Annotated in this window: 21 protein-coding genes; 9 read left to right on the forward strand and 12 right to left on the reverse strand. The window is 67.4% G+C overall.

All coding sequences use genetic code 11. The features are described 5' to 3' along the window. Window positions 1–3: 3 nt before the first annotated feature. Window positions 4–765, reverse strand: a complete 762-nt coding sequence (locus ACQY8B_RS03945) for an SDR family oxidoreductase (protein ID WP_422085498.1) — start codon at window positions 763–765, stop codon at window positions 4–6. Window positions 766–930: 165 nt separating this feature from the next. Here ACQY8B_RS03945 and ACQY8B_RS03950 point away from each other — a divergent pair, with 165 nt between their 5' ends. Then, window positions 931–1,884: a 2-hydroxyacid dehydrogenase gene (locus tag ACQY8B_RS03950; RefSeq protein ID WP_422085499.1), complete on the forward strand. Its 954-nt coding sequence runs from the start codon at window positions 931–933 to the stop codon at window positions 1,882–1,884. 19 nt (window positions 1,885–1,903) lie between these two features. Continuing rightward, window positions 1,904–2,968 carry an L-idonate 5-dehydrogenase gene (locus ACQY8B_RS03955; RefSeq protein ID WP_422085500.1) on the forward strand — a complete coding sequence of 355 codons (1,065 nt, stop codon included), beginning with the start codon at window positions 1,904–1,906 and terminating at the stop codon, window positions 2,966–2,968. Between the two features lie 6 nt (window positions 2,969–2,974). On the opposite strand, the gene ACQY8B_RS03960 is transcribed toward ACQY8B_RS03955, so the two are convergent. Then, the gene (locus tag ACQY8B_RS03960; protein WP_422085501.1) at window positions 2,975–3,985 is read right to left on the reverse strand and encodes a LacI family DNA-binding transcriptional regulator; all 1,011 of its coding nucleotides are present in this window, start codon (window positions 3,983–3,985) and stop codon (window positions 2,975–2,977) included. Window positions 3,986–4,113: 128 nt separating this feature from the next. Beyond that, window positions 4,114–5,013 (reverse strand): LysR family transcriptional regulator, encoded by a 900-nt coding sequence (locus ACQY8B_RS03965; RefSeq protein ID WP_422085502.1) that lies wholly within the window; start codon window positions 5,011–5,013, stop codon window positions 4,114–4,116. 143 nt (window positions 5,014–5,156) lie between these two features. On the opposite strand from ACQY8B_RS03965, the gene ACQY8B_RS03970 reads away from it, so the two are divergent. Both ACQY8B_RS03970 and ACQY8B_RS03975 read left to right on the forward strand, forming a co-directional pair. Next, window positions 5,157–6,191 carry a Bug family tripartite tricarboxylate transporter substrate binding protein gene (locus ACQY8B_RS03970; RefSeq protein WP_422085503.1) on the forward strand — a complete coding sequence of 345 codons (1,035 nt, stop codon included), beginning with the start codon at window positions 5,157–5,159 and terminating at the stop codon, window positions 6,189–6,191. A 1-nt stretch (window position 6,192) separates the two neighbouring features. Further along, window positions 6,193–7,518 (forward strand): FAD-dependent oxidoreductase, encoded by a 1,326-nt coding sequence (locus tag ACQY8B_RS03975; RefSeq protein WP_422085504.1) that lies wholly within the window; start codon window positions 6,193–6,195, stop codon window positions 7,516–7,518. A gap of 19 nt (window positions 7,519–7,537) precedes the next feature. Here ACQY8B_RS03975 and ACQY8B_RS03980 read toward each other — a convergent pair whose 3' ends face one another. Continuing rightward, window positions 7,538–7,939, reverse strand: coding sequence for a phage holin family protein (locus tag ACQY8B_RS03980; protein WP_422085505.1), 402 nt, complete (start codon window positions 7,937–7,939; stop codon window positions 7,538–7,540). 177 nt (window positions 7,940–8,116) lie between these two features. Here ACQY8B_RS03980 and shkS point away from each other — a divergent pair, with 177 nt between their 5' ends. Together shkS and ACQY8B_RS03990 are read left to right on the forward strand one after the other, a co-directional pair. After that, a complete protein-coding gene (gene shkS, locus ACQY8B_RS03985) occupies window positions 8,117–9,532 on the forward strand; it encodes a surface-behavior sensor histidine kinase ShkS (protein ID WP_422085506.1) in 1,416 nt (471 codons plus the stop codon). Window positions 9,533–9,700: 168 nt separating this feature from the next. Further along, window positions 9,701–10,867 carry a hypothetical protein gene (locus tag ACQY8B_RS03990; RefSeq protein ID WP_422085507.1) on the forward strand — a complete coding sequence of 389 codons (1,167 nt, stop codon included), beginning with the start codon at window positions 9,701–9,703 and terminating at the stop codon, window positions 10,865–10,867. Between the two features lie 98 nt (window positions 10,868–10,965). Here ACQY8B_RS03990 and ACQY8B_RS03995 read toward each other — a convergent pair whose 3' ends face one another. The 8 genes from ACQY8B_RS03995 to ACQY8B_RS04030 all read right to left on the reverse strand — a co-directional run bounded on the left by ACQY8B_RS03995 (window position 10,966) and on the right by ACQY8B_RS04030 (window position 18,966). Continuing rightward, complete coding sequence (locus tag ACQY8B_RS03995) at window positions 10,966–11,568, reverse strand: LuxR C-terminal-related transcriptional regulator (RefSeq protein WP_081266230.1); 603 nt, start codon at window positions 11,566–11,568, stop codon at window positions 10,966–10,968. Between the two features lie 74 nt (window positions 11,569–11,642). Beyond that, on the reverse strand, window positions 11,643–12,974 hold the full coding sequence (locus ACQY8B_RS04000) for a tryptophan--tRNA ligase (protein ID WP_422085508.1): 1,332 nt from the start codon (window positions 12,972–12,974) through the stop codon (window positions 11,643–11,645). A 12-nt stretch (window positions 12,975–12,986) separates the two neighbouring features. Further along, a complete protein-coding gene (locus tag ACQY8B_RS04005; RefSeq protein ID WP_422085509.1) occupies window positions 12,987–13,658 on the reverse strand; it encodes a site-2 protease family protein in 672 nt (223 codons plus the stop codon). A 41-nt stretch (window positions 13,659–13,699) separates the two neighbouring features. After that, window positions 13,700–14,335: an L-threonylcarbamoyladenylate synthase gene (locus ACQY8B_RS04010; protein WP_422085510.1), complete on the reverse strand. Its 636-nt coding sequence runs from the start codon at window positions 14,333–14,335 to the stop codon at window positions 13,700–13,702. 16 nt (window positions 14,336–14,351) lie between these two features. Beyond that, window positions 14,352–15,329 (reverse strand): DMT family transporter, encoded by a 978-nt coding sequence (locus ACQY8B_RS04015; RefSeq protein ID WP_422085511.1) that lies wholly within the window; start codon window positions 15,327–15,329, stop codon window positions 14,352–14,354. Next, on the reverse strand, window positions 15,326–16,183 hold the full coding sequence (locus ACQY8B_RS04020) for a 3',5'-nucleoside bisphosphate phosphatase (protein WP_081266235.1): 858 nt from the start codon (window positions 16,181–16,183) through the stop codon (window positions 15,326–15,328). Before ACQY8B_RS04020 ends, ACQY8B_RS04015 begins: the two co-directional genes overlap by 4 nt. Before the next feature lie 97 nt (window positions 16,184–16,280). After that, complete coding sequence (locus tag ACQY8B_RS04025) at window positions 16,281–17,324, reverse strand: transporter (protein ID WP_422085512.1); 1,044 nt, start codon at window positions 17,322–17,324, stop codon at window positions 16,281–16,283. A 10-nt stretch (window positions 17,325–17,334) separates the two neighbouring features. Continuing rightward, the gene (locus tag ACQY8B_RS04030; protein WP_422085513.1) at window positions 17,335–18,966 is read right to left on the reverse strand and encodes an inorganic phosphate transporter; all 1,632 of its coding nucleotides are present in this window, start codon (window positions 18,964–18,966) and stop codon (window positions 17,335–17,337) included. 153 nt (window positions 18,967–19,119) lie between these two features. On the opposite strand from ACQY8B_RS04030, the gene ppk2 reads away from it, so the two are divergent. The 3 genes from ppk2 (at window position 19,120) to ACQY8B_RS04045 (ending at window position 21,586) form a co-directional block, all read left to right on the forward strand. Then, on the forward strand, window positions 19,120–20,046 hold the full coding sequence (ppk2, locus tag ACQY8B_RS04035; protein WP_422085514.1) for a polyphosphate kinase 2: 927 nt from the start codon (window positions 19,120–19,122) through the stop codon (window positions 20,044–20,046). 143 nt (window positions 20,047–20,189) lie between these two features. Continuing rightward, window positions 20,190–21,236: an extracellular catalytic domain type 1 short-chain-length polyhydroxyalkanoate depolymerase gene (locus tag ACQY8B_RS04040; RefSeq protein ID WP_422085515.1), complete on the forward strand. Its 1,047-nt coding sequence runs from the start codon at window positions 20,190–20,192 to the stop codon at window positions 21,234–21,236. Window positions 21,237–21,256: 20 nt separating this feature from the next. Continuing rightward, window positions 21,257–21,586 carry a nucleotide pyrophosphohydrolase gene (locus tag ACQY8B_RS04045; RefSeq protein ID WP_422089149.1) on the forward strand — a complete coding sequence of 110 codons (330 nt, stop codon included), beginning with the start codon at window positions 21,257–21,259 and terminating at the stop codon, window positions 21,584–21,586. Window positions 21,587–21,668: the final 82 nt, after the last annotated feature.

Here is a 21,668-nt window from a genome sequence, read left to right on the forward strand (position 1 = left end):
TGACTACAGGCTCGCGGTGATGCCGCCGTCCACGTACAGGATGTGTCCGTTGACGAAGCTCGAGGCGTCCGACGCCAGGAAGATGGCCGCGCCGCCGAGTTCCTCGACATCGCCCCAGCGGCCGGCCGGCGTGCGCCCCGAGAGCCAGGAAGTGAAGGCCTCGTCGGCCACCAGCGCCTGCGTCAGTTCGGTCTTGAAGTAGCCGGGGCCCAGGCCGTTGACCTGGATGCCGTGCTTGCCCAGGTCGATGGCCATCCCCTTGGTGAGCATCTTCACCGCGCCCTTGGTGGCGGCGTAGGGCGCGATGCCGGGGCGGCCCAGTTCGCTTTGCACAGAGCACACGTTGATGATCTTGCCGCGCTTGCGCTCGATCATGCGTTGCGCCACGAAGCGGCCCACGAGGAACACGCTGTCGATGTTGGTGGTCGTGATCTTGTGCCAGGCGTCGATGGGGAATTCGGTGAACGCGCCGCGGTGCTGCATGCCCGCGTTGTTGACGAGGATGTCGATGGCACCGATGCCGGACTCGACGGCGGCCACGCCGGCCTCGACCGCGGCGGCGTCCGTCACGTCGAAAGCGACCGATTCGGCGGCAATGCCCCGGGCGCGCAGTGCGTCGCGCGCGGCGGTGAGTGCGGTGGCATCGCGTGCGTTGAGCACGACGCGCGCGCCAGCCTGGCCCAGCGCCGCCGCCAGCGCGAAGCCGATGCCCTTGCTGGAGCCGGTGATGAGGGCGGTGCGCCCGGAGAGGTCGAACAGTTTCAAGAAAAGCTCCTGGGAACGGGGCGTGAACGGGGTGCCCCGGTACGTGGCAACGGAAGAAAGTTACCGGTATCTTATGAAAACGTCAATGGGTGAAGCCCGTGCTGGCGTTCCGAGGAGCAATTGGTTAAGGTTACCGGTATCTTTCATGCAGCAGGAGACATCCGCTTGACCGCTACCGCCATTTCCCCGCACGTGCTCCTGGCCGGCGCTTATCCCGAGTGGGACATGGCGCCGATGCGGGCGGCCTACACCCTGCACCACCTGTGGGAGGCGCCGGACCCGGCGGCCTTCGTCCCCGAACATGCGGTCGACATCCGCGCCATCGCCACGCGCGGCGAACTGGGCGCGAGCGCCGGGCTCATCGCGTCGCTCCCGAAGCTGGAACTGGTCGCCTGCTACGGCGTGGGCACCGACGCCATCGATCTCGCAGCCTGCCGCGCGCGCGGCATCCGCGTGACCAACACGCCCGACGTGCTCAACGGCGACGTGGCCGACCTTGCCGTGGGGCTCACGCTTGCACTGCAGCGGCGCATTGCGGCCAGCGACCAGTTCGTGCGCAGCGGCGCGTGGGCGCAAGGCGGCATGCCGCTGGCCACGCGCGTCTTCGGCCAGCGCGTCGGCATTGCCGGTTTCGGCCGCATCGGCAGCACCATCGCGAAGCGGCTCTCGGGCTTCGACGTGGAGCTGGGCTACTTCAGCCGCAGCCCGAAGGCCGACAGCCCGCACCGCCACTTCGCGAGCCTGAGCGCGATGGCCGACTGGTGCGACGTGCTCATCGTCATCCTGCCGGGCGGCGAGGCCACGCGCGGCATCGTGAATGCCGAAGTGCTGCAGGCGCTGGGCCCCAAGGGCTGGCTGGTGAACGTGTCGCGCGGCACCACCGTCGACGAAGCCGCGCTGCTGCAGGCGCTCGAAGCGCGCAGCATTGCCGGTGCGGGGCTCGACGTGTTCCTCAACGAGCCGCGCATCGACCCGCGCTTCGCCGCGCTCGACAACGTGGTGCTGACCCCGCACCATGGCAGCGGCACCGAACAGACGCGCCGTGCCATGGGCGAGCTGGTGCGCCGCAACCTCGAGGCCCACTTCGCGGGCCAGCCTCTCATCACCCCCGTGGCCTGATTGCCCGAAGGAAAGAATCATGCGCTTGCGTTGTATGTGCCTCGTGATCCATGCCCCCGACGACCTGCGGCTGGACGAACAGGACGCCGGGGAAATCGGCCCCGGCCAGGTGTTGGTGAAGGTCGGCATGGGCGGCATCTGCGGCTCCGACCTGCACTACTTTCACAACGGCGGCTTCGGCACCGTGCGCATCAAGGAGCCGATGGTGCTGGGCCACGAGGTGGCCGGCACCGTGGTGGCGGTGGCGCCCGGGGTGGAGAGCGTGCGCATCGGCGACAAGGTGGCCGTCAACCCGAGCCGCCCATGCGGCGCCTGCAAGTTCTGCCTCGAAGGCCTGCCCAACCAGTGCCTGGACATGCGCTTCTACGGCAGCGCGATGCGCACGCCGCACGTGCAGGGCGCGTTCCGCAACATGCTGCTGTGCGAGGCCACGCAGTGCGTGAAGGTGGCCGAGCATGTGCCGCTGCGGCTGGCCGCGCTGGCCGAGCCTTTCTCGGTGGGGCTGCACGGCGTGTCGCGTGCCGGGCCGCTGCTGGGCAAGCGCGTGCTGGTGTCGGGCTGCGGCCCGATCGGCGTGCTGGCCATCGCGGCGGCGCGCGCACACGGCGCGGCCGAGATCACCGCCACCGACGTGGTCGACGAGCCGCTGGCCATTGCACGCGCCATGGGCGCCGACCAGACCATCAACGTCGCGCAGGACAAGACCTGGGTGTCGCGCCATTCGGCCGACAAGGGCACCTTCGACGTGATGCTCGAATGCTCCGGCAATGAACGCGCGCTGCGCGACGGCCTGGAAGTGATGCGCCCGCGCGGCGTGGTCGTGCAACTCGGCCTGGGCGGCGACGTGAGCATTCCGCAGAACATGGTGGTGTCGAAGGAGCTGAGCATCTGCGGCTCGTTCCGCTTCCATGCCGAGTTCGCGCTGGCGGTGCGGCTCATCAACGAAGGGCGGGTCGACCTGTCGCCGGTGGTGACGCACACCTTCCCGATGCTGAAGGCGCGCGAGGCCTTCGAGCTGGCGAGCGACCGCAAGCAGGCGATGAAGGTGCTGATCGACTTTGCGGGAGCTGAAGCGGCCGCCTGAGGTCGCTCAGGAGCTTTCCCTCTGCTCGACGCGAAACGGGATGAGCACCGTCTCCGCGGGCGGCCGGTGCCCGTCCCGCGTGCCGTCGATCACCCGCAGCAGCAGTTCGCCCGCCGCCGTGCCGATGCCCACGCAATCCACCGCCACGGTGGTGATGCGCGGATGGCAGGCGCGCGCGACCTCGAAGTCGCCGAAGCCCGCGATGGCGATGCGGCCGGGTACGTCCCAGCCCTGGCGCTGGCATTCCATCAGCGCGCCGAAGGCCGAGAGGTCGGACACGCAGAGCACCGCATCCACGTCGGGCCACTGGCGCACGAGCTGCGCGATGGCCTCGCCCCCCTGCGCCATCGAGATCGGCGGCTGGCCGAAGCTGATGACGCGCCCGTCAGGCAGCCCCAGTTCTCGGATCGCCTGCGCATAGCCGCGCTGCCGGTCGGCGCCGCGCGTGTCGCGGTTCGAAGTGCCGCCGATGAACGCGATGCGCCGGTAGCCCTTGCCGTGCAGGTGCCGCACCATCGCTGCCGCGGCTTCCGCGTTCGAGAAGCCGACCGTGTGCCCGATGGGCGCGGCGGGCAGGTCCCAGGTTTCGATCACCGGCACGCCGGCGGCCTGCAGCATGGCGCGTGCGGCGGGCGTGTGGGAGCCGCCGGTGAGGATCACGCCCTCCGGCCGGCGTGCGAGCATGGCGCGCAGCAGGCGCTCCTCGGTCTCCACGCGGTAGTCGGTGTAGCCCAGCAGCAGTTGCAGCCCGCGCGATTCCACCGCCGCGGCAATGCCCTGGACGGTCTCCGAGAAGTTGGAGTTGTTGAGCGACGGAATCAGCGCCGCGACGAAGCCCGAGCGCTTGCTGGAGAAGGTGCGCGCGGTCTGGTCGATCACGTAGCCCATCTCTTCGCAGGCCTGCAGGATGCGTTCGCGCAGCGCCTGCGATGTGACGCGGTCGCTGCCCACGCTGCGGCTGAGCGCGCGCGAGACCGTCATCTTCGACACACCGACGCGCGCGGCCACGTCGGCCATGGTGGGCGGGCGGGACGCAGGGGCGGATGCTTTGGTCGGGGGCAATTGACGCTCTCGGGTGGTCGGGGTCGAGGCTCGGCAGCGTGATGCGATACCGATAACGCAAGTATCGCCTCCGCGCCGGCAGCTCAGGCCCGCTCGTTCTTCAACTGCCGCAGGGTGGCCTCGGCATGCATGATGAAGCGGCCGGTCAGCAGCGAGGCCGCGAAGTTGTCGTTGGTGACGGCGAACACGTCGAACGACGGCGCCTTGAGGATCGGCCGGAAGCTCAGCCGGTCGGTCATGCAGCCGCGCGCCGTGAGGTCGTCGACGATGGCCACGCCCGCGCCCGCCGCCGCCAGGGCGCAGGCGGTCTGGCCGGCGCGCACTTCGGTCTGCGCATCGGGCTGGCAGCCGTGCTGCAGGCACCAGTCGGCAATGATGCGGCCCTGCGGCGTGTCGGGGCTGAACGCGATCATGCGTTCGCCCAGGATGTCGGCCGGCTTCAGCGTGCGCCGCGCCTCCAGCGGGTGGCCCTTGGGAAACACGCCGGCCAGCGTCCATTGGCCGATGGGGCGCGCGTTGAGCAGCGGGTCGTCGATGGCCAGGGTGGAGATCGCCACGTCGGCTTCGTGCGCGGCCAGCCGCTTGACCATGTCGCGGGCCATCAGCACCTCGACATAGAAACGGGCGGCGGGGAACTCGCGGCCCAGCGCCGTGAGCGCGCGCGGCACCATGTCGAGCCCGGTGCTCGGGCTGCACAGCACGCGCAGCGTGAGCATCTTGCCGCTCTTGAGCGCCTGCGCGCAGTCATCGATGCGCGCGACGCCGCGATACACCTGCTCGACCTCGGCGAACAGCGCCTGCGCCTCGGGCGTGGCCTGCAGCTTGCCCTTGCGGCGCTCGAACAGGCGCAACCCCAGCTGCAGCTCGATGTGCGACAGCATGCGGCTGATGCCGGGTTGCGACACATGCAGCGAGCGCGCGGCATCGGTGACGGAGCCGGCCAGCATGACGGCGCGGAAGACTTCGATCTGTCGGAGGTTCATGACTTTGCCCCGTGCTTCGGCGTTGTTCGATAACGTGATGTTATGGGCTTGCGACGTGTTGGTATTTGCCGGCCGGGCGCCGCTTTCCTAGCATCGGCCTGTTTCTTCAGTCGATCAAAACCATAAGCAGAGGCATACAAGACATGGTTCACCGTCCAGTCGCGGGCCGGGGTGCGCGGGCACCCGGCGTCACACGCAGAAGCGTTCTCTCCGCCGTGGCGCTCGGCGCCGCCGGCACCCTGGCCGCCGGCCCCTGGCACGGCGCCGGGGCCGCCGAGGCATGGCCCACGAGGCCGGTGCGCATCATCGTGCCCTTCGCTCCGGGCGGCGGCGCCGACGGTTCGGCGCGCGTGCTGGCCGAAGTGCTCGCGCCGCAGTTGGGGCAGGCGGTGATCGTGGAGAACAAGCCGGGCGCGGGCAGCGCCATCGGCGTGGCGGCGGCCCTGCAGAGCCGCGACGGCCACACGCTGCTCATGGGCAGCAACAGCATGGTGATCAACCCTGCGCTGAACCCCAGGCTCACATACGACGTGGCGCGCGACTTCGACGCCATCGGCATGGTCTCGCAGCAGCCGCTGGTGCTGGTCGTGCCGACCGAGTCGAAGGCGATGACGGTGGCCGACCTCGTGGCTCAGGCCAAGGCGCAGCCGGGCAAGCTCAGCGCGGGCAACAGCGGCACCGGCACGCTGGCGCACCTGACGGCCGAGCTGTTCGCGCAGGAGACCGGCACCTCGCTGGTCAGCGTGCCCTACAAGGGCGAGAGCGCGCTGATGCCCGACCTGATCTCCGGGCTGGTGTCGATGGGGTTCCTCAACCTGCCGAGCGTGATCGTGCACATCCGCTCTGGCCGGCTGCGCGCGCTGGCCGTTTCTTCGGCACAGCCGGTGGCCGAACTGCAGGGCGTGCCCACCTTCCGCAGCCTGAAGCTGCAGAGCCTGGAGGTCGAGGGCTGGGCCACGCTGGTCGCGCCCAAGGGATCGATTCCGCCCGAGGGGCTGGCCCGGCTCGAGAAGCTGCTGGCCGCGGCCTTGCAGTCCGACGTGGTGAAGAAGCGCTTCACCGCGCTGAGCCTCGAACCGTTCACCAGCGGCCGCGAGGCCACGGCCAAGTACCTCAAGGCCGAAGGCAGCCGCTGGGGCGAAGTGGTGAAGAGCCGCGGCATCCAGCTGGAAAACTGAAATGAACGACAGCGCGAATCAGGGGCAGTCAAGCAGCCGCATGGTCGAGGCCGACGTGGTGGTGTGCGGCGGCGGCGTCGCCGGCACGATGGCGGCCGTGGCGGCGGCGAGGCAGGGCGCGTCCGTCGTGCTGGTGGAGCGCTACGGGTTCCTCGGCGGCAACGCGACGGCCGGCGCGGTGGCGCAGTTCAACAGCTGGCAGACCGGCAACGGCCGCAAGGTGGTGGCGGGGCTGGCAGAGGAGGTGGTCGATCGGCTGCGCCGCTACGGCGCGGCCCGCGCGCACGAGACCTTCGTGATGTCCACCGGGCACCGCATGGACCGCGTCGAATACGCGCCCGAAGTGCTCAAGCTGGTGCTCGACGACATGGTCGCCGAGGCTGGCGTGCGACCGCTGCTGCATGCCAGCCTGCTCGACGTGGCATGCGAGGACCGCCGCATCGAGTGGGTGAGCGTGCTGACCAAGGGCGGGGTACTGCACCTGCGCCCGGGCGTGCTCGTCGATGCGTCGGGCGACATGGATGCGCTGAAGCGGGCGGGCGCGCGCTTTCTCGAACTCGGCGACGGCGAGGCGCTGCAGCCGGCGACGATGATGTTCCGCTTCGGGCCGATCGACTTCGAGCGCTTCGGTGCGCTGTCGAAGGCCGAGCTTGCCGAACTGGCGGCGCTCGGCTTCGCGCAGGGCCGCCTGGCGCGCGCGGCGCTGCATTCGAGCCGCGATCCCTATTCGGACGACGGCTGGTTCAACATCAGCCGCCTGGGCATCGACGCCACCGACCCGATGGCGCTGGGCGCCGCCGAGATCGAAGGGCGGCGCCAGGCGTGGAAGGCGGCGAGCTTCCTCGCGGATGCGGTGCCCGGCTGCGAGCGCGGCCGGCTGCGGGCCTTCGGCACGCAGGTCGGCGTGCGCGAGACGCGGCGGATGGAGGGCGACCATGTGCTGACAGCGGCCGAACTGCTGGAGCCGGTGCAGTTTCCCGACGCGATTGCCGCGGGCGCATACCCGATCGACATCCATCCGGCGACGGGCGGTGCGCTGCACTACGTGCCGATGGACGGTGACCACGCCTACCAGATCCCGTACCGAAGCCTGGTGCCGAGCGCGCTCGACAACGCGCTGGGGGTGGGCCGCGGCATCTCGGCCAGCCACGAGGCGCTGGCGGCGATCCGGGTGATGACGATTTCGATGGCGGTCGGGCAGGCCGCAGGCATTGCCGCGGCCATGGCCGCCAGGGCGGCGGAGGGCGGCATGGGAGCGCAGGTGCGGAAGGTGCCGGTGCCGGCCCTGCGCGAGGCGCTGCTGCGCGGCGGCGCCGTGCTCGGCTAGCGCCGCCGGCAGCCTGGCGTCAGAGCCAGTTGCCGGTCTGCGGCATCTGCACCTTCTCGGCCGGGTCGTCGCTCGTCACGAACGAGCCGATGACGACGCTCAGGATCGAGATGAAGATGCTCGCGAACAGCGCGGTCCAGAAGCCGGACACGCGGAAGCCCTTCACCAGCGCGGCCACCAGCAGGATCATCAGCGCGTTGATGACCAGCAGGAACAGGCCGAGCGTTACCAGCGTCAGCGGCAGCGTGAGCACGATCAGCAGCGGCTTCACGACGGCATTGGCCAGGCCCAGCAGCAGGGCAGAGACCACCAGCGCGCCGGTGCTCTCGAACTTGATCCCCCGAAACAGATGGCTCGCCACCCAGAGCGAGATGGCCGTGATGGCCCAGTGGATGAGAAAAGGGGCCAAGTTGTTAAACATCTCTGGGGGCTCGTGATTCTTGGAAAGAGGGGCCGGCCATTATCCGTGGCCGGCCTCGCCGACGTTTTCTCTTGTTACGCCATGAAACAACGGACGACACCCCGTTAAGATCCGACCTCTTGGTGCCCCGTGCAGAAGGGGCTTTTTTTGTGGCCGGATAACAAGGGTCATCACCATATGGCCAATGCGTCGATCGCGAGCTTGACACCCGCCCCGGCTTCAGCCGACGAGGCCGAATCATGGGTGCGCGGCGAGCTCATCCGCAGCCTGATGCGCTCCGCGCGCGGCTCCTACTTCGTCTCTGCCGCGCTGATGCCGGCCATGGTCGGCCTCAACTGGGCCTACATACCGCGCTGGGAACTGATCACCTGGCTGGTGGCCGGCATCATCGCCACGGCCTGCCGGGCCTGGGGTGCGCGGGTCTACGCGGTGCGCTATGCCGGGCGCAGCGCCGCGGCGCAGCAGCAGTTCACCGAGCGCTACGGCTTCGTCTGGAGCACCAGCGCGGTGGTGTGGGGCTTCTCGGTACTGCTGTTCTTCGAGCGCACGCCGCAGGTCAACCAGTTCATGAGCTGGCTCATCGTGGCCGGCGTGGGCACCTTCCCGCTCAACGGGCTGGCGCTGCATCCGCCGCTGCTCAAGCGCTACGTCAACACGCTGTTCGTCACGATGCTGGGGGCGGTGGTGCTCCGGCTGTCGGGGATCATGCTGCAGCATCCGCAGTTCCAGTACAGCTACCTGATGCCGATCCTCCCGATCCTGCACTGGTTCCTGCTGCTGCGGGCCGGGCGGCACATCTACGAGACGGCGCGCAACAGCCTCGAACTGCTGTTCCACAACCACATCCTGATCAAGTCGCTCACGCAGCAGCGGCAGGCGGCAGTGTCGGCCGTGGCCATGAAGAACCGCTTCCTGGCCAGCGCCGCGCACGACATGCGACAGCCGGTGCTGGCGCTTTCGCTGTACGCCGACTGGCTGCGCAACGAGCCCGAACTGGTGCTGGAACTCGCCCCGAAGATCGTGCGCGCCACGCATGCTGTGAATGCACTGTTCGACTCGATGTTCGACCTGGCGCGCATCGACTCGGGCCAGGTGCGCCTGCACGTCGAGCGCGTCGACGTGCCCGAGCTGCTGCACGACCTGGAGCTGCAATACCGACCCGTGGCCGAGAGCCGCGGGCTGGACTTCCGGGTGCATGTTTGCGAAGGCTCGTTCCTGACCGACCCGATCCGCGTGCGCCGCATGATCGGCAACCTGCTGGCCAACGCCATCAAGTACACGACCGAAGGCGGCGTGCTGCTGGCCGCGCGGCAGACGCGCGACGGCCTGCGCGTGGAAGTGTGGGACACCGGCATCGGCATCGCGCCCGAGCATCTGCGCGACGTGTTCCTGGAGTTCTACAAGGTGGCGGACCATGCCGGTACCTCCGACGGCTTCGGCCTCGGCCTGGCCATCGTCGCGCGGCTTTCGCACGTGCTGGGCCACCCGGTGAGCGTGCGGTCGAGGCTGGGCAGCGGCAGCGTGTTTCGCGTGGCGCTGCATGACGCGGACGAGGCGGTGGCGCAGGCGCGGGTGACTGCGTCGGGTGGTTGAGCGGCACGCGTCGCCGCAAGCCAGTCCGGCACCCCCGAGTGCCATAGGGGCGCTTAGGAAACCTTCAGTAACATCGTCTACGATCCTTGCCGCATCTAGCGATGCCTCCAGAACCACGATTCTGTGAGCTGGAGACTATTTCTATTGGGGTGGGAGGATCAAATAGATATGAAGAGACAGTTCAAGCACGCCTTGGCTGGGGGTGCCGCGCTTGTGTTGCTGAGTGCGTGTGGCGGCGGTGGTGGTGGTTCTTCCGGGGGCGGCTTTCCGTTTCCCGTGCCTGCACCGGCGCCCGCTCCAGCATCACCGTCCGATCCGGCAGCACCGGTTGCCGTGTTGCCGAAGGCTTCGAGCGGGACGCTGGGGCAGGTCTTTACTCTCGATGGCAGTGCAAGCTCTACGGCAAGCGGAAAGCCCCGTACATACCGTTGGACACTGAAGTCGAAGCCTGGGGCGAGCAAGGCAGCGCTCTCGGATACCGCCAGCGAGAAGCCATTCTTCCTGCTGGATGTTGCAGGAGACTATGTCGTCAGCCTGATCGTGAACGACGGGGAAAGAGACAGCGAGGCGGTGGACGCCACGATTACTGCGGCGGTACCTGCATCCACGGGGCCCGTCCTGAAGTTCGCGCTCGTCGAGACGACCCAGACGCAGGGCCCGGCCAGATCGGGCACTTATCGGCTGTGCGATGCTTATCGACTCGAGAGCCACTTCACCGATTTCTGGTCTCCGGCACTGGACGCAATGACCTGCAACATGGGTACCGGGCTGCCTGCCGACTTCGAAAGGCAAAACTATGGTTTTGGTTCCACGTCGATTTCCTCGGGGGGGCCTCAAGGGCAGTTCGGCGCATACATGACCCTGGCCGCCAGTGCATTCCCGGCGGGCCTGACTCCTACGCCCGTCAGCATGAGCTATGAGGCCGCAGTGAACGCTGCTGGCCTGGCGACCACGCCCATCGGAAAGAGCAACGGCTTCGATCTGTCGTACAGCGTACCCGGCTACGGGATGGTCAACATACCTGACAGCATGACGCCACTGCAGCGGCCCAAAGTCAGCTATCGGATCGTCGGGGCGGCACTTCCTCAAAATGCGCCGCAAGGCTGGGATGCCGTGGTCGAGACCACCGTGCGTATCGAAGTCACGGGTTACGCCTTGCCGGGCAACACCATAAGCTCGCGCTTTGACGCGTACTCCAAGAAATTCAGCGCCGATTTCTCCGAAGATTTCGAAATCGATCTGAATGCGGTGGCCCATCCACAGTTCGTTGGAGACCAGGCGACCTACACCGTGAACGTGTCCCACCAGGTCGCCTACAAGCGAAAGGCCAACTGACGCCTCCCGCGTCCATGAAAGCAAAAAAGAACCGCGCTCGAGGCGCGGTTCTTTTTTGTGAGGCCAGGACGGCACCGCCGAAGCGGTCGCCTTCTTTCTCAGCCTGAAAGCAGCCCGTTCGTGCGCGCATAGTGCAGCGCCTGTGTCCGGCTCTTCACGCCCAGCCGGCGGAACAGCCGCCACAGGTGAACCTTCACCGTGTGCTCGCTGATTTCCAGGTCGGTGGCGATGTCGCGGTTGCTCATGCCCTTGTCGAGCATGGCGATCAGCTGCGTCTGGCGCTTCGAAAGCTTGCCGCTGTTGGCGGCCGGCGGCTCGTCGGCTTCGTCTTCCGAACCCGCCATCAGCAGGCCGCGAAGGGCGGCTGCCAGCTCGTTGGAGCTGGCCGATTTCTCGATGTAGGTGTCTGCACCCGCCTCGATGCAGGCATCTTCCATGTCGGCGGCCGGTGCTGCCGAATACACGGCGATCGGCACGTTGGGATAGACCTGCTTGACCGCGATCACGCCCGACACGCCATTGGTGTCCGGGAGCTTCAGGTCCAGGCAGAAGAGGGTGGGGGCGCCGCGCTGCTGGACAGAGCCCGCGAGCTTGTCGAGGCGCTCGAGCTCGACGATGTTCTCGGCCGGGCGCAAGCGCCGCAAGACCATCACGATCGCGTCGCGCATCAGGGGGTGGTCGTCGATGACATAAATGCTCATGTTTTCTTCCTTTGTGATCGCACCGTCTTCTCTCTTCCTGCTCGCCGGCGGGCAGGCCGGCGGGTTCAGCCGGATCAACTCCCTTGGTTCGTGGGCGTTGCCTCGGGCAGTACCTCCAGCGCCTCGGTGACGGCGCGTGTTCCTTCTGTGTCGATTGGTTCAAGCTGCCCGGCCAGTGCGGCCAATGCCGCGCCGCGCTGCGCCTGCAAGACCGCGATGGTACGGCCCGCCTCTTGCGGCGAGGTGAATCCACGGCTCTGGAGCAGGGTTTCGCCGCGCGCATCGAGCAGCTTGAAATAGAAGAGGCCGTCGGTCTTCTCGCGGTATTGCTTGAAGCTGGGCTTCGCGACCTTGGCCGCCTTGGCGCCGCCCTTGTCCTTGCCGGCCGCGAGATTGCGCAGGCCGACCGCATGGCGCAGCTCGACCATGAAGGGCTTCGACAGCGCGCGTGCCTTCTCGGCACCGATGAGCAGGAGGCGCTCGATCTCGGCCGGGTTGTTCATGAGCGCGTCGTAGCGCTCACGCAGCGGCGCCACCTCGAGGTCGATGCGCTCGAACAGCAGCTGCTTGGCATCCCCCCAGCCGATGCCGTCGGCATAGGCTTTGCGGAGCATCTCGGTCTCGTCGGCGTCGGCAAAGGCCTGGTAGATCTGGAACAGCGCGGAGCCTTCGGTCTCCTTGGGCTCGCCTGGCGCGCGCGAGTCGGTCACGATGCTGGTGATCTGCTTGCGCAGGTACGCGCGCGGCGCGAACAGCGGGATCGTGTTGTTGTAGCTCTTGCTCATCTTGCGGCCGTCGAGGCCGGGCAAGGTAGCGACGGCATCGTCGATCTCGGCGTCGGGCAGCGTGAAGTGCTCGCCGTACTGGTGGTTGAAGCGCTGCGCCATGTCGCGCGCCATCTCGATGTGCTGGACCTGGTCGCGGCCCACGGGCACCTTGTGGGCGTTGAACATCAGGATGTCCGCGCCCATGAGCACCGGGTACATGAAGAGGCCGGCCGTGACGTCGGCGTCGGGGTCTTCGCCCTTGGCGACGTTCTTGTCGATCTGCGCTTTGTAGGCATGCGCGCGGTTGAGCACGCCCTTGCCGGTGACGCAGGTGAGAAACCAGGTGAGCTCGGGAATCTCGGGAATGTCGGACTGGCGGTAGAAGGTGACGTGCTCGGGGTCGAGGCCGCAGGCCAGCCAGCTGGCGGCGATCTCGAGGGTGGAGCGCTGGATCTTTGCCGGCTCCTGCACCTTGATGAGCGCGTGGTAGTCGGCCAGGAAGAAGAAGCTCTGCACACCGGGCGCGACGCTTTGCCGCACCGAATGGCGGATCGAGCCGACGTAGTTGCCGAGGTGGGGCGTGCCCGACGGGGTGATGCCGGTCAGGACGCGCAGGGGAGCTTTGGAAGACGGGGACATGGAACGAGGAACTTAGAGCAGCAATGCCTTGAGCGGGGTGATGACCAGGTTGACGACGTAGTAGCCGACATCCATCAACGGACGCAGCCAGTAGTTGCTGACGACTCCGGCGAGCACCAGCGCCATCACGATGAAGAAGCCGTAGGGCTCGATGCGGGCCAGGAAATTCTGCGCTGGTCCGTTAGGCAGCAGGCCCGCCAGCACGCGGCCGCCGTCCAGTGGTGGCAGCGGGAACAGGTTGAAGGCCCACATCACGAGGTTGACCAGCACGCCACCCTGCGCCATCTTGATGAAAAAGGTTTCGTCGACGCCGGACGCGACCAGCGCCACCAGCACCAGCGCCCAGAGAATGGCCTGGATGAAGTTCGAGGCCGGCCCGGCCAGCGCCACCCACACCATGTCGCGCTTCGGATGGCGCAGCCGCCCGAAGTTGACCGGCACCGGCTTGGCATAGCCGAACAGGAAGGCGCCCGAAGTCGCGAAGTACAGCATCAGCGGCATCAGGATGGTCCCGATGGGGTCGATGTGCTTCATCGGATTGAGCGTGACGCGCCCCATGACCTCGGCGGTGTTGTCGCCGAAATAGCGCGCGACATAGCCATGGGCCGCCTCATGCACGGTAATCGCGAAGATCACCGGCAGTGCGTATATCAGTACGGTCTGTATCAGGTTGGAAATATCCACTGGGCGATTGTGTCAGACGAGAAGTGTTTATCAGTCCGATTTCAGAGGCCGAGCACGGCCAATACCCCGCGCCCCTGGCGCACCACGACGGGGTCGTCGCCAGTGCCCATGGGCGTGAGGTCGACCACCGTGGTGGGCTGCGAGGGGCAGGCCCCGGCATCGATGACGGCGCCGATCTGCTTCTCGAAGCGCTCGCGGATGGTCTGCGCGTCGTTCAGTGCCTCGGTCTCGCCGGGCGCGATCAGCGTGGTGGCCAATAGCGGCGCGCCGTGCAGCGACAGCAGCTCCAGCAGCACCTTGTGGTCGGGTACGCGCAGGCCGATGGTCTTGCGCTGCGGATGGCTCACGCGGCGCGGCACTTCCTTGGTGGCTTCGAGCAGGAAGGTGTAGGGGCCGGGCGTGGCGGCCTTCAGCAGGCGATATTGCTTGTTGTCGACGCGTGCGTAGTTGGCCAGTTCGCTCAGGTCGCGGCACAGCAGCGTGAGGTGGTGCTTGTCGTCGACCTGCCGGATACGACGAAGCTGGTCGACTGCGTCCTTGTCGTCGAGGTGGCAGGCCAGGGCGTAGCTGGAGTCGGTGGGCACGGCCACGATCTCGCCGCGCTCGAGCAGCGCGACGGCCTGCTTGAGCAGGCGCTGCTGCGGGTTCTCGGGGTGGACTTCGAAGTACTGGGCCATTGGAAATATCTCCGGATCAGGATTCCGCGGGTTCGATCGGCACGCGCCGCTCGCGCACGGTGAGCCATGCGCCGGCCGCGCCGCACACGGCGATCATTGCCATGCCGATTAGCGAAAAGCGGTCGGGCACATGGGAAAAGACAAGCCAGCCGCCCAGCATCGCAAAGGCGATCTGCGCATAAAGGTAGGGCGTGAGCGTGGAGGCCGGGGCGCGCTGGTAGGCCAGGATCAGCATGAAGTGGCCCACCGTACCCATGAACCCCATGAGGCACAGCAGCGCCCACCATTCCCACGAAGGCAGCGCGGTCCATGCGAAGGGCACCACCAGCGAGGCGATCAGCGTGCCGACCCAGCCGGTGTAGAAGTGCATGGTCAGCGGGTTCTCGGTCTGCGCGAGCTTGCTGGTGAGCACCTGGAACCAGGCGTTGGTCAGCACCAGCCCCAGCGGCAAAAGAATGGCCCAACTGAACGTGCCGCCGCCCGGGCGCAGGATCACCAGCGTGCCGGCGAAGCCGCCCGCCACCAGAGTCCAGCGCAAGGGCGACACCTGCTCCTTGAGCGTGGTGGCGGCCAGCAGCGTGATGACCAGCGGCGCGATCAGCACGATCGACGTGAACTCCGCCAGCGGCATGTAGCGCAGGCTCAGGAAAGCGAACACGCTCGACGACAGCAGCAACGCACCGCGCAGCGCCTGGTAGCGCGGATGCCGCGTGCGCAGCAGCGCGGTGCCGTGCAGCGGCAGCAGCACGATGGTGGTCGCCACGGCCTGGAAGGCATAGCGGAACCAAACGCCCATGAGAATCGGCACGCCGAGGGTGGAAAACTTGGTGGCGGTGTCGAGCGTGGCGAAGCAGGCCACCGCCAGCAGCACGAGGCCGATGCCCGCGAGGATGCGTTCCGACTCGACGCTGCGGGCCCTTTGTGCCGCCGAGCGTGCACTGGCCAGCGCAACGGTTGCCGCGTTGTCGATGCCGGGCCCGGGGCTCTGGCTCACTGCTGGATGCGGTGGCCGAGCAGTTCCCACACAGGAGTGAGCGCGCCGGGCAACGGCGGCAGCTTGCCGAGATCGCAATGGCTCTCGTCGGGACTGTGGAAATCGCTGCCGCGCGAGGCGGCGAAATCGAACTCGAGCGCCTTGTCCGCGTACTCGACATATTCGGCCGGCGTGTGGCTGCCGGTGACGACTTCGATCGCCTGGCCGCCGTGCGCCTTGAATTCGAGGAACAGCGCATATTCCTCGTTGGCCGAAAACTTGTAGCGGCCCGGGTGCGCGATGACGGCGATGCCCTTGGCGGCGGTGATCCAGTGCACCGCGTCCTTCAGCGAGGCCCAGCGATGCGGCACGTAGCCGGGCTTGCCCTCGGTGAGGAACTTGCGGAACACCTCGGGCGTGTCGCGGCAATGGCCCTGCTCGACCAGGAAGCGGGCGAAGTGCGTGCGCGAGATGAGTTCGGGGTTGCCCACGAACCTGAGCGCGCCTTCGTAGGCGCCATGGATGCCGACCTTGGCCAGCCCCTCGGACATTTCCTGCGCGCGCTTGCCGCGGCCGCCGCGCGTGTCGTAGAGGCCCTGCGTGATGGCCGCGTCGTCCGGGTCGAAACCCAGGCCGACGATGTGCACGGTCTCGCCCGCGAATGTGACGGAAATCTCGGTGCCGGTGAGGTAGCGCATGCCATTGGCGCGGGCTGCCGCGGCGGCGCGGTGCTGGCCGCCGATTTCGTCGTGGTCGGTGAGGGCCCAGAGCTCAACCCCGTTCGCGGCCGCGCGCGCGGCCAGTTCTTCGGGCGTCAGAGTGCCGTCGGAGACCACGGAGTGGCAGTGAAGATCGGCATTGAGGATGGAGGACACCCCACCATTCTAGGGGCTATGGAACATCGGTGCGGGCGCATGGATGCTATGCACGACGCTACTAAATAAATAGCATTACTGGCCCGCTGCATGCGGCTCAGCGCTTCTTGCGAAAAGCCGCCCAGGCCGCCACCGCGGTGAAGCTTGCCACGATGGCGACAACGATCCAGAAGCCGTGTTTGTGATCCGCGAGCGGAATGCCGCCCACGTTCATGCCGAACAGACCGGCCAGGATGTTGATCGGCAGCGCCAGCACCGTGACCACCGTGAGCACGAACAGGCTGCGGTTGTTGTCCTCGTTGACGTTGGCGGCTATTTCTTCCTGCAGCAGCTTGATGCGCTCCTGCAGCGCCTGCATGTCGCGCAGCACTACCGAAAACTCTTCCGTCGAGCCGCGCAGTTCCTGCACGTCGGGTTCGGCCATCCAGGCGGGTGGCCCCTGCAGCAGGCGGAAGAGCGCGGCCGGCTCGGGCGCCAGCAGCCGCTGCAGCCGCACCAGCAGCCGGCGCAGCACGCCGAGCCGCGCGCGCTTGTGGTCGAGACGGCCGGCCAGCAGCTCGTCTTCGATGCGGTCGATGCGCGAGGTGACGCCGCGCACGATCTTCACCAGTACGTCGGCCTGCGCGCGCAGCAGGTGTTCGAGCAGTTCGGTGCTCGAGCGCGGCGCGTCGCCGGCCTTCACGGCCGTGCGCAGCGCATCGACCGAGCGCAGCGGCTTGGTGCGCGCCGTGACCACGAGGCGCGGGCCCACGCTGATCCACAGCGTGGAGATGTCCGAGGGCTCGAAGCTGAACTCGAAGTGCACGTCGTTGATGACCGCGATCAGCGAGTCGTCGGCGCGTTCGATGCGCGTGGAGGGCAGCCCTTCGTGCAGCGTCTCGTAGAAGGTGTCGGAGAGGTTCGCGTGCCGCACCAGCCAGCGCTCGGCGTGCGCATGGCTCAGGTTGAAGTGCAGCCAGACGTACGGCGGGTTTTCTTCGGCGCACTCGCTTTCGCGCTGCTCCGCCAGCCATGCCGCGGCCTGGACGGAGTCGATGGCCCGCGCGGGCTCGGGCGCCGACGCGTCGAACAGGTAGCCGGAGATCAGTCCGGCTTCGTCGCCGCCGTAGGACTGGGCGGCGAGATCATGAAATGCCGACAAGATGCGTGATTCAGAAGATACGAGTGAAAAGCCAGTAGAGCGAACCGGACAGCAGCATCGCCACCGGCAGCGTGAGCACCCAGGCCAGTGCAAGGTTGCGCAGCGTCGACATCTGCAGGCCCGAGCCGCTGGCCGTCATGGTGCCGGCCACGCCGGAGGACAGCACGTGCGTGGTCGACACCGGCAGGCCGTACATGTCGGCCGCGCCGATGGTGATCATGGCCACCACTTCGGCGGAGGCGCCTTGCGCGTAGCTCAGGTGCGTCTTGCCGATCTTCTCGCCCACGGTCACGACGATGCGCTTCCAGCCGATCATCGTGCCCAGGCCCAGCGCAATGGCCACGGCAACCTTGACCCACAGCGGGATGAATCGCGTGGCGGTGTCCAGTTCTTCGCGGAAGGTGCCGACGCGCAGCTTGGTCTCGTTGTCGAACTTGGCGGCGCCGCTTTTCTCCAGATGGCGGATGGCTTCGGAGGCCAGGTACATGTCGTTGCGCACGTTGGCCACGGAATCGGCAGGCACGCCGGCCAGCGAACCGTGTGCCTTGACCTGCTGGCCGATGCTGCCGGCAGCGGCGGCCAGGGCGGGCACGACCGAGGCATTGAACTCCCGCGTGCGCACGTAGGTGGAGAGCGTCTCGCGCGCTGCTTCGGGTTGCAGTGCGGGCAGGGAGGTCGGCACGCTGCGGTTCAGCGCGGTCTGCGCCATCTCGGTCACCGCCACGAACTTGATGGTCTCGTTGGCGGGCATCGCGCGGTTCAGCGCGTAGGCCATCGGCACTGTGCCCACCAGGATCAGCATGATGAGGCCCATGCCCTTCTGCCCGTCGTTCGAGCCGTGCGCGAACGACACGCCGGTGCAGGTAAGGATGAGCAGGCCGCGGATCCACCACGGCGGCGGCTCGCTGCCCTTGGGCTCCTCGTACAGCGCACGATTCTTCACGAAGGCGCGCAGCGCCAGCAGCAGCAGGGCGGCACAGCCGAAGCCGACCATCGGCGAAAGCAGCAGCGAATAGCCCACCTTGGTGGCCTGTCCCCAGTCGACGCCGCTGGTGCCGTCGCGGCCGTGCATGAGCGCATTGGCCACGCCCACGCCGATGATCGAGCCGATCAGCGTGTGCGACGACGATGCCGGCAGCCCGAGCCACCACGTGCCCAGGTTCCAGATGATTGCGGCAATCAGCAGCGCGAACACCATGGCAAAGCCGGCGCTCGAGCCTACCTGCAGGATCAGCTCCACAGGCAGCAGCGCGATGATGCCGAAGGCCACCGCGCCGCTGGAAACCAGCACGCCCAGGAAGTTGAAGAAGCCCGACCACACCACCGCGAAGTTGGGCGGCAGCGAGTGTGTGTAGATGACGGTCGCCACGGCGTTGGCCGTGTCGTGGAAGCCGTTGACGAACTCGAATCCCAGCGCAATCAGCAACGCCACGCCCAGGAGGATATAGGGAACCCAGGTCGTGACCGGCACGCCGGAGGCGGTGACGTCGCCCACCAGGCTCCAGGCCGTGAACAGCAGGCCGGCGGCCAGCAGGCCCACGAAGGTGATCAGCGTGAGCGGACCGGGCTTGGCGTCGAGTTTCGGCCGGTGCGAAGCAGGCGCGGACGGCAACTCGGCATGCGGGGCTGCAAGCGTGTTCATGGGCGATTCTGGGGTGTTGGAATGGCTCCAGATGGTGTTCGCCGCGTGTGACAACTACATGTCAACGGCGTCAAGACCGTCATGTAGTCGTCATACAGGGCGAGCAGCATGCCTTTTCGCCTTATTTCAATCCTTTTCTCCTGCTGCCCCACCATGCTGACGAGCGCACTTCCCGACCATGAAGAACTGATGCAACGCATCGCCCGCGACCTGATCGACAGCTACGACGAAGAGTTGGAACTGGAGATCGAAGACCGCAACATCGACGGCCTCGACCCCTCGGCCGGCACCAGCGCCGCCACCGACAAGGCAGCCCGGCAGGCCTACTTCAAGGAACTGTTCCGCCTGCAGGGCGAGCTGGTCAAGCTGCAGGACTGGGTACAGCACAGCAAGCAGAAAGTAGTCATCCTGTTCGAGGGCCGCGACGCGGCCGGCAAGGGTGGCGTGATCAAGCGCATCACCCAGCGGCTGAACCCGCGCGTGGCCCGCGTGGCCGCGCTGCCGGCGCCCAACGACCGCGAACGGACCCAGTGGTACTTCCAGCGCTATGCCGCGCACCTGCCGGCGGCCGGCGAAATGGTGCTGTTCGACCGCAGCTGGTACAACCGCGCCGGCGTCGAGCGCGTGATGGGCTTCTGCACCGACGACGAGTACGAAGAATTTTTCCGCACCGTGCCCGAGTTCGAGAAGATGCTCGTGCGCTCGGGCATCAAGCTCATCAAGTACTGGTTCTCCATCACCGACGACGAGCAGCACATGCGCTTCCTCGGCCGCATCCACGACCCGCTCAAGCAATGGAAGCTGAGCCCCATGGACCTGGAGAGCCGCCGCCGCTGGGAGGAATACACCAAGGCGAAGGAAATCATGCTGGAGCGCACCCATATTCCGGAAGCGCCGTGGTGGGTGGTGCAGGCGGTCGACAAGAAGAAGGCGCGCCTGAACTGCATCAGCCACCTGCTGGACCAGATGCCCTACAAGGAAGTGCCGCATCCCCCGGTCGAGCTGCCCGAGCGCGTGCGCCATGCGGACTACCTGCGCCAGCCGGTGCCGGCCAGCATGATCGTGCCGGAGATTTACTGACCCCCAGGCTTCGCGCACTTCGTGTCGCTTCTCCTTCCCCCTTGCAGGGGGCGACACCAACGGCCCGGCGGAGCCGGTTCCGTGGTGTCTCTGGACTGGGCCGTTGTTTGGTTGAAGGGCGCTTTGCGTTCACACTGCGCACCATGGCCCGTCGTTCCACCGCTTCCGTTTTCGCCCGCGCTTATGAGCGCAACCTCAAGGCGCTGACCCGGCTCACGCTGAGCAGCAGCAAGCGCGTGGCGGGGCAGGTGCAGCGCGCGACCGCGAAGCGGCTGAAGCCGCCGCCGGGGCGTGGTGATTGGCTCAGTGGCGTGGCGGTAGGGGCAGGCGGGGCCCGGGGCTATCACCTTTTCCGGCCGGCCGGGCTGCAGCTTGCGCCCGGCGAGAAACTGCCGCTCATGGTCATGCTGCATGGTTGTGGCCAGACGGGGCGTGACTTCGCGGCCAGCACGCGCATGAACGCGCTGGCCGTGCGCCAGCGCTTTCTCGTCCTCTACCCCGAGCAGGACCGTTTGGCCCATCCGCAAGGCTGCTGGAACTGGTATGAGCGCCGCTCCGGCAAGGCCGACGCCGAGGCAGCCACGCTGATGGCCGCTGTCGACCAAGCCTGCATGCTCTACCCCGTGGACCGCGACCGCGTGGCGCTGGCCGGGTTGTCGGCGGGTGCCAGCATGGCGGCGCTGGTCGCCACGCGTTACCCGAATCGTTTCCGTGCCGTCGTCATGCATTCGGGTGTCGCGCCCGGCGCCGCCAAGTCGTCGGCCACCGCGCTCGGCGCGATGCGCGGGCAGAACGTGCCGCCCATGCCGGTGACGGCCGTCGGCAAGGCGATGGGCGCCGCGGCCGTCTTCACCACGCTGCCGCCGATGCTGGTGCTGCACGGCGACGCCGACGCGGTGGTCGCGCCCAGCAATGCCGTCAGCAGCGCGGCCGTTTGGGCTACTGCCATGGGCGCGCAGCCGGGCCAGCCGCGCGACATGCAGCGCGGCAAGCGCCGGCCCATGCGGGTGACCGACTTCAAGCGCAAGGGCCGCACGCTCGTCACGCTGTGCGAGATTGCCGGGCTGGGCCACTCATGGAGCGGCGGCGCATCGAAACTGCTGTTCAGCGACCCGAACGGGCCTGACGCCACTCGAATGACCTGGGCCTTCGCCAGCGCGCAGTTCAAGGCTGCGGCAAAGAAGGCCTGATGCGGCGACACTGGAGCGACATGGCCGCCGATCTGCAACAACTGACCCAGGCGCTGCGCGAATTCGCGAGCGAGCGCAACTGGGAAGAATTCCACTCCCCCAAGAACCTCGCCTCGGCCCTTTCCGTGGAGGCTGCCGAACTGCTCGAGCACTTCCAGTGGCTCACCGAAGCCCAGAGCCGCAACCTCCCGCCCGAGAAGCGCGCCGAGATCGGCACCGAGATCGCCGACGTCTTTCTCTACCTGCTGCAGCTTGCGGACAAGCTCGGCATCGACGTGGTCGAGGCGGCGCGCAGCAAGATGCGGGTCAACGCCCGGAAATACCCGCCGCCGCTGCCGCCAATGGCCTGAATACCTCCGTGTACGCCACCCGGCGTATTTCACCTTCGTGGTGCATTCCGCAGACTCCTCTCCACGCCAGCCAAGCGCTGTC

The sequence above is a fragment of the Variovorax sp. genome, from assembly GCF_965279555.1.
Taxonomy (GTDB): Bacteria; Pseudomonadota; Gammaproteobacteria; order Burkholderiales; family Burkholderiaceae_C; genus Variovorax.

What these genes read in the sequence shown, in the direction of transcription:
- ACQY8B_RS03955 (WP_422085500.1), top strand. Translation starts at nt 1,904, where the DNA reads ATGCGCTTGCGTTGTATGTGCCTCGTGATCCATGCCCCCGACGACCTG.
- ACQY8B_RS03960 (WP_422085501.1), bottom strand. Translation starts at nt 3,985, where the DNA reads ATGGCCGACGTGGCCGCGCGCGTCGGTGTGTCGAAGATGACGGTCTCG.
- ACQY8B_RS03965 (WP_422085502.1), bottom strand. Translation starts at nt 5,013, where the DNA reads ATGAACCTCCGACAGATCGAAGTCTTCCGCGCCGTCATGCTGGCCGGC.
- ACQY8B_RS03970 (WP_422085503.1), top strand. Translation starts at nt 5,157, where the DNA reads ATGGTTCACCGTCCAGTCGCGGGCCGGGGTGCGCGGGCACCCGGCGTC.
- ACQY8B_RS03975 (WP_422085504.1), top strand. Translation starts at nt 6,193, where the DNA reads ATGAACGACAGCGCGAATCAGGGGCAGTCAAGCAGCCGCATGGTCGAG.
- ACQY8B_RS03980 (WP_422085505.1), bottom strand. Translation starts at nt 7,939, where the DNA reads ATGTTTAACAACTTGGCCCCTTTTCTCATCCACTGGGCCATCACGGCC.
- shkS (WP_422085506.1), top strand. Translation starts at nt 8,117, where the DNA reads ATGGCCAATGCGTCGATCGCGAGCTTGACACCCGCCCCGGCTTCAGCC.
- ACQY8B_RS03990 (WP_422085507.1), top strand. Translation starts at nt 9,701, where the DNA reads ATGAAGAGACAGTTCAAGCACGCCTTGGCTGGGGGTGCCGCGCTTGTG.
- ACQY8B_RS03995 (WP_081266230.1), bottom strand. Translation starts at nt 11,568, where the DNA reads ATGAGCATTTATGTCATCGACGACCACCCCCTGATGCGCGACGCGATC.
- ACQY8B_RS04000 (WP_422085508.1), bottom strand. Translation starts at nt 12,974, where the DNA reads ATGTCCCCGTCTTCCAAAGCTCCCCTGCGCGTCCTGACCGGCATCACC.
- ACQY8B_RS04010 (WP_422085510.1), bottom strand. Translation starts at nt 14,335, where the DNA reads ATGGCCCAGTACTTCGAAGTCCACCCCGAGAACCCGCAGCAGCGCCTG.
- ACQY8B_RS04030 (WP_422085513.1), bottom strand. Translation starts at nt 18,966, where the DNA reads ATGAACACGCTTGCAGCCCCGCATGCCGAGTTGCCGTCCGCGCCTGCT.
- ppk2 (WP_422085514.1), top strand. Translation starts at nt 19,120, where the DNA reads ATGCTGACGAGCGCACTTCCCGACCATGAAGAACTGATGCAACGCATC.
- ACQY8B_RS04040 (WP_422085515.1), top strand. Translation starts at nt 20,190, where the DNA reads ATGGCCCGTCGTTCCACCGCTTCCGTTTTCGCCCGCGCTTATGAGCGC.
- ACQY8B_RS04045 (WP_422089149.1), top strand. Translation starts at nt 21,257, where the DNA reads ATGGCCGCCGATCTGCAACAACTGACCCAGGCGCTGCGCGAATTCGCG.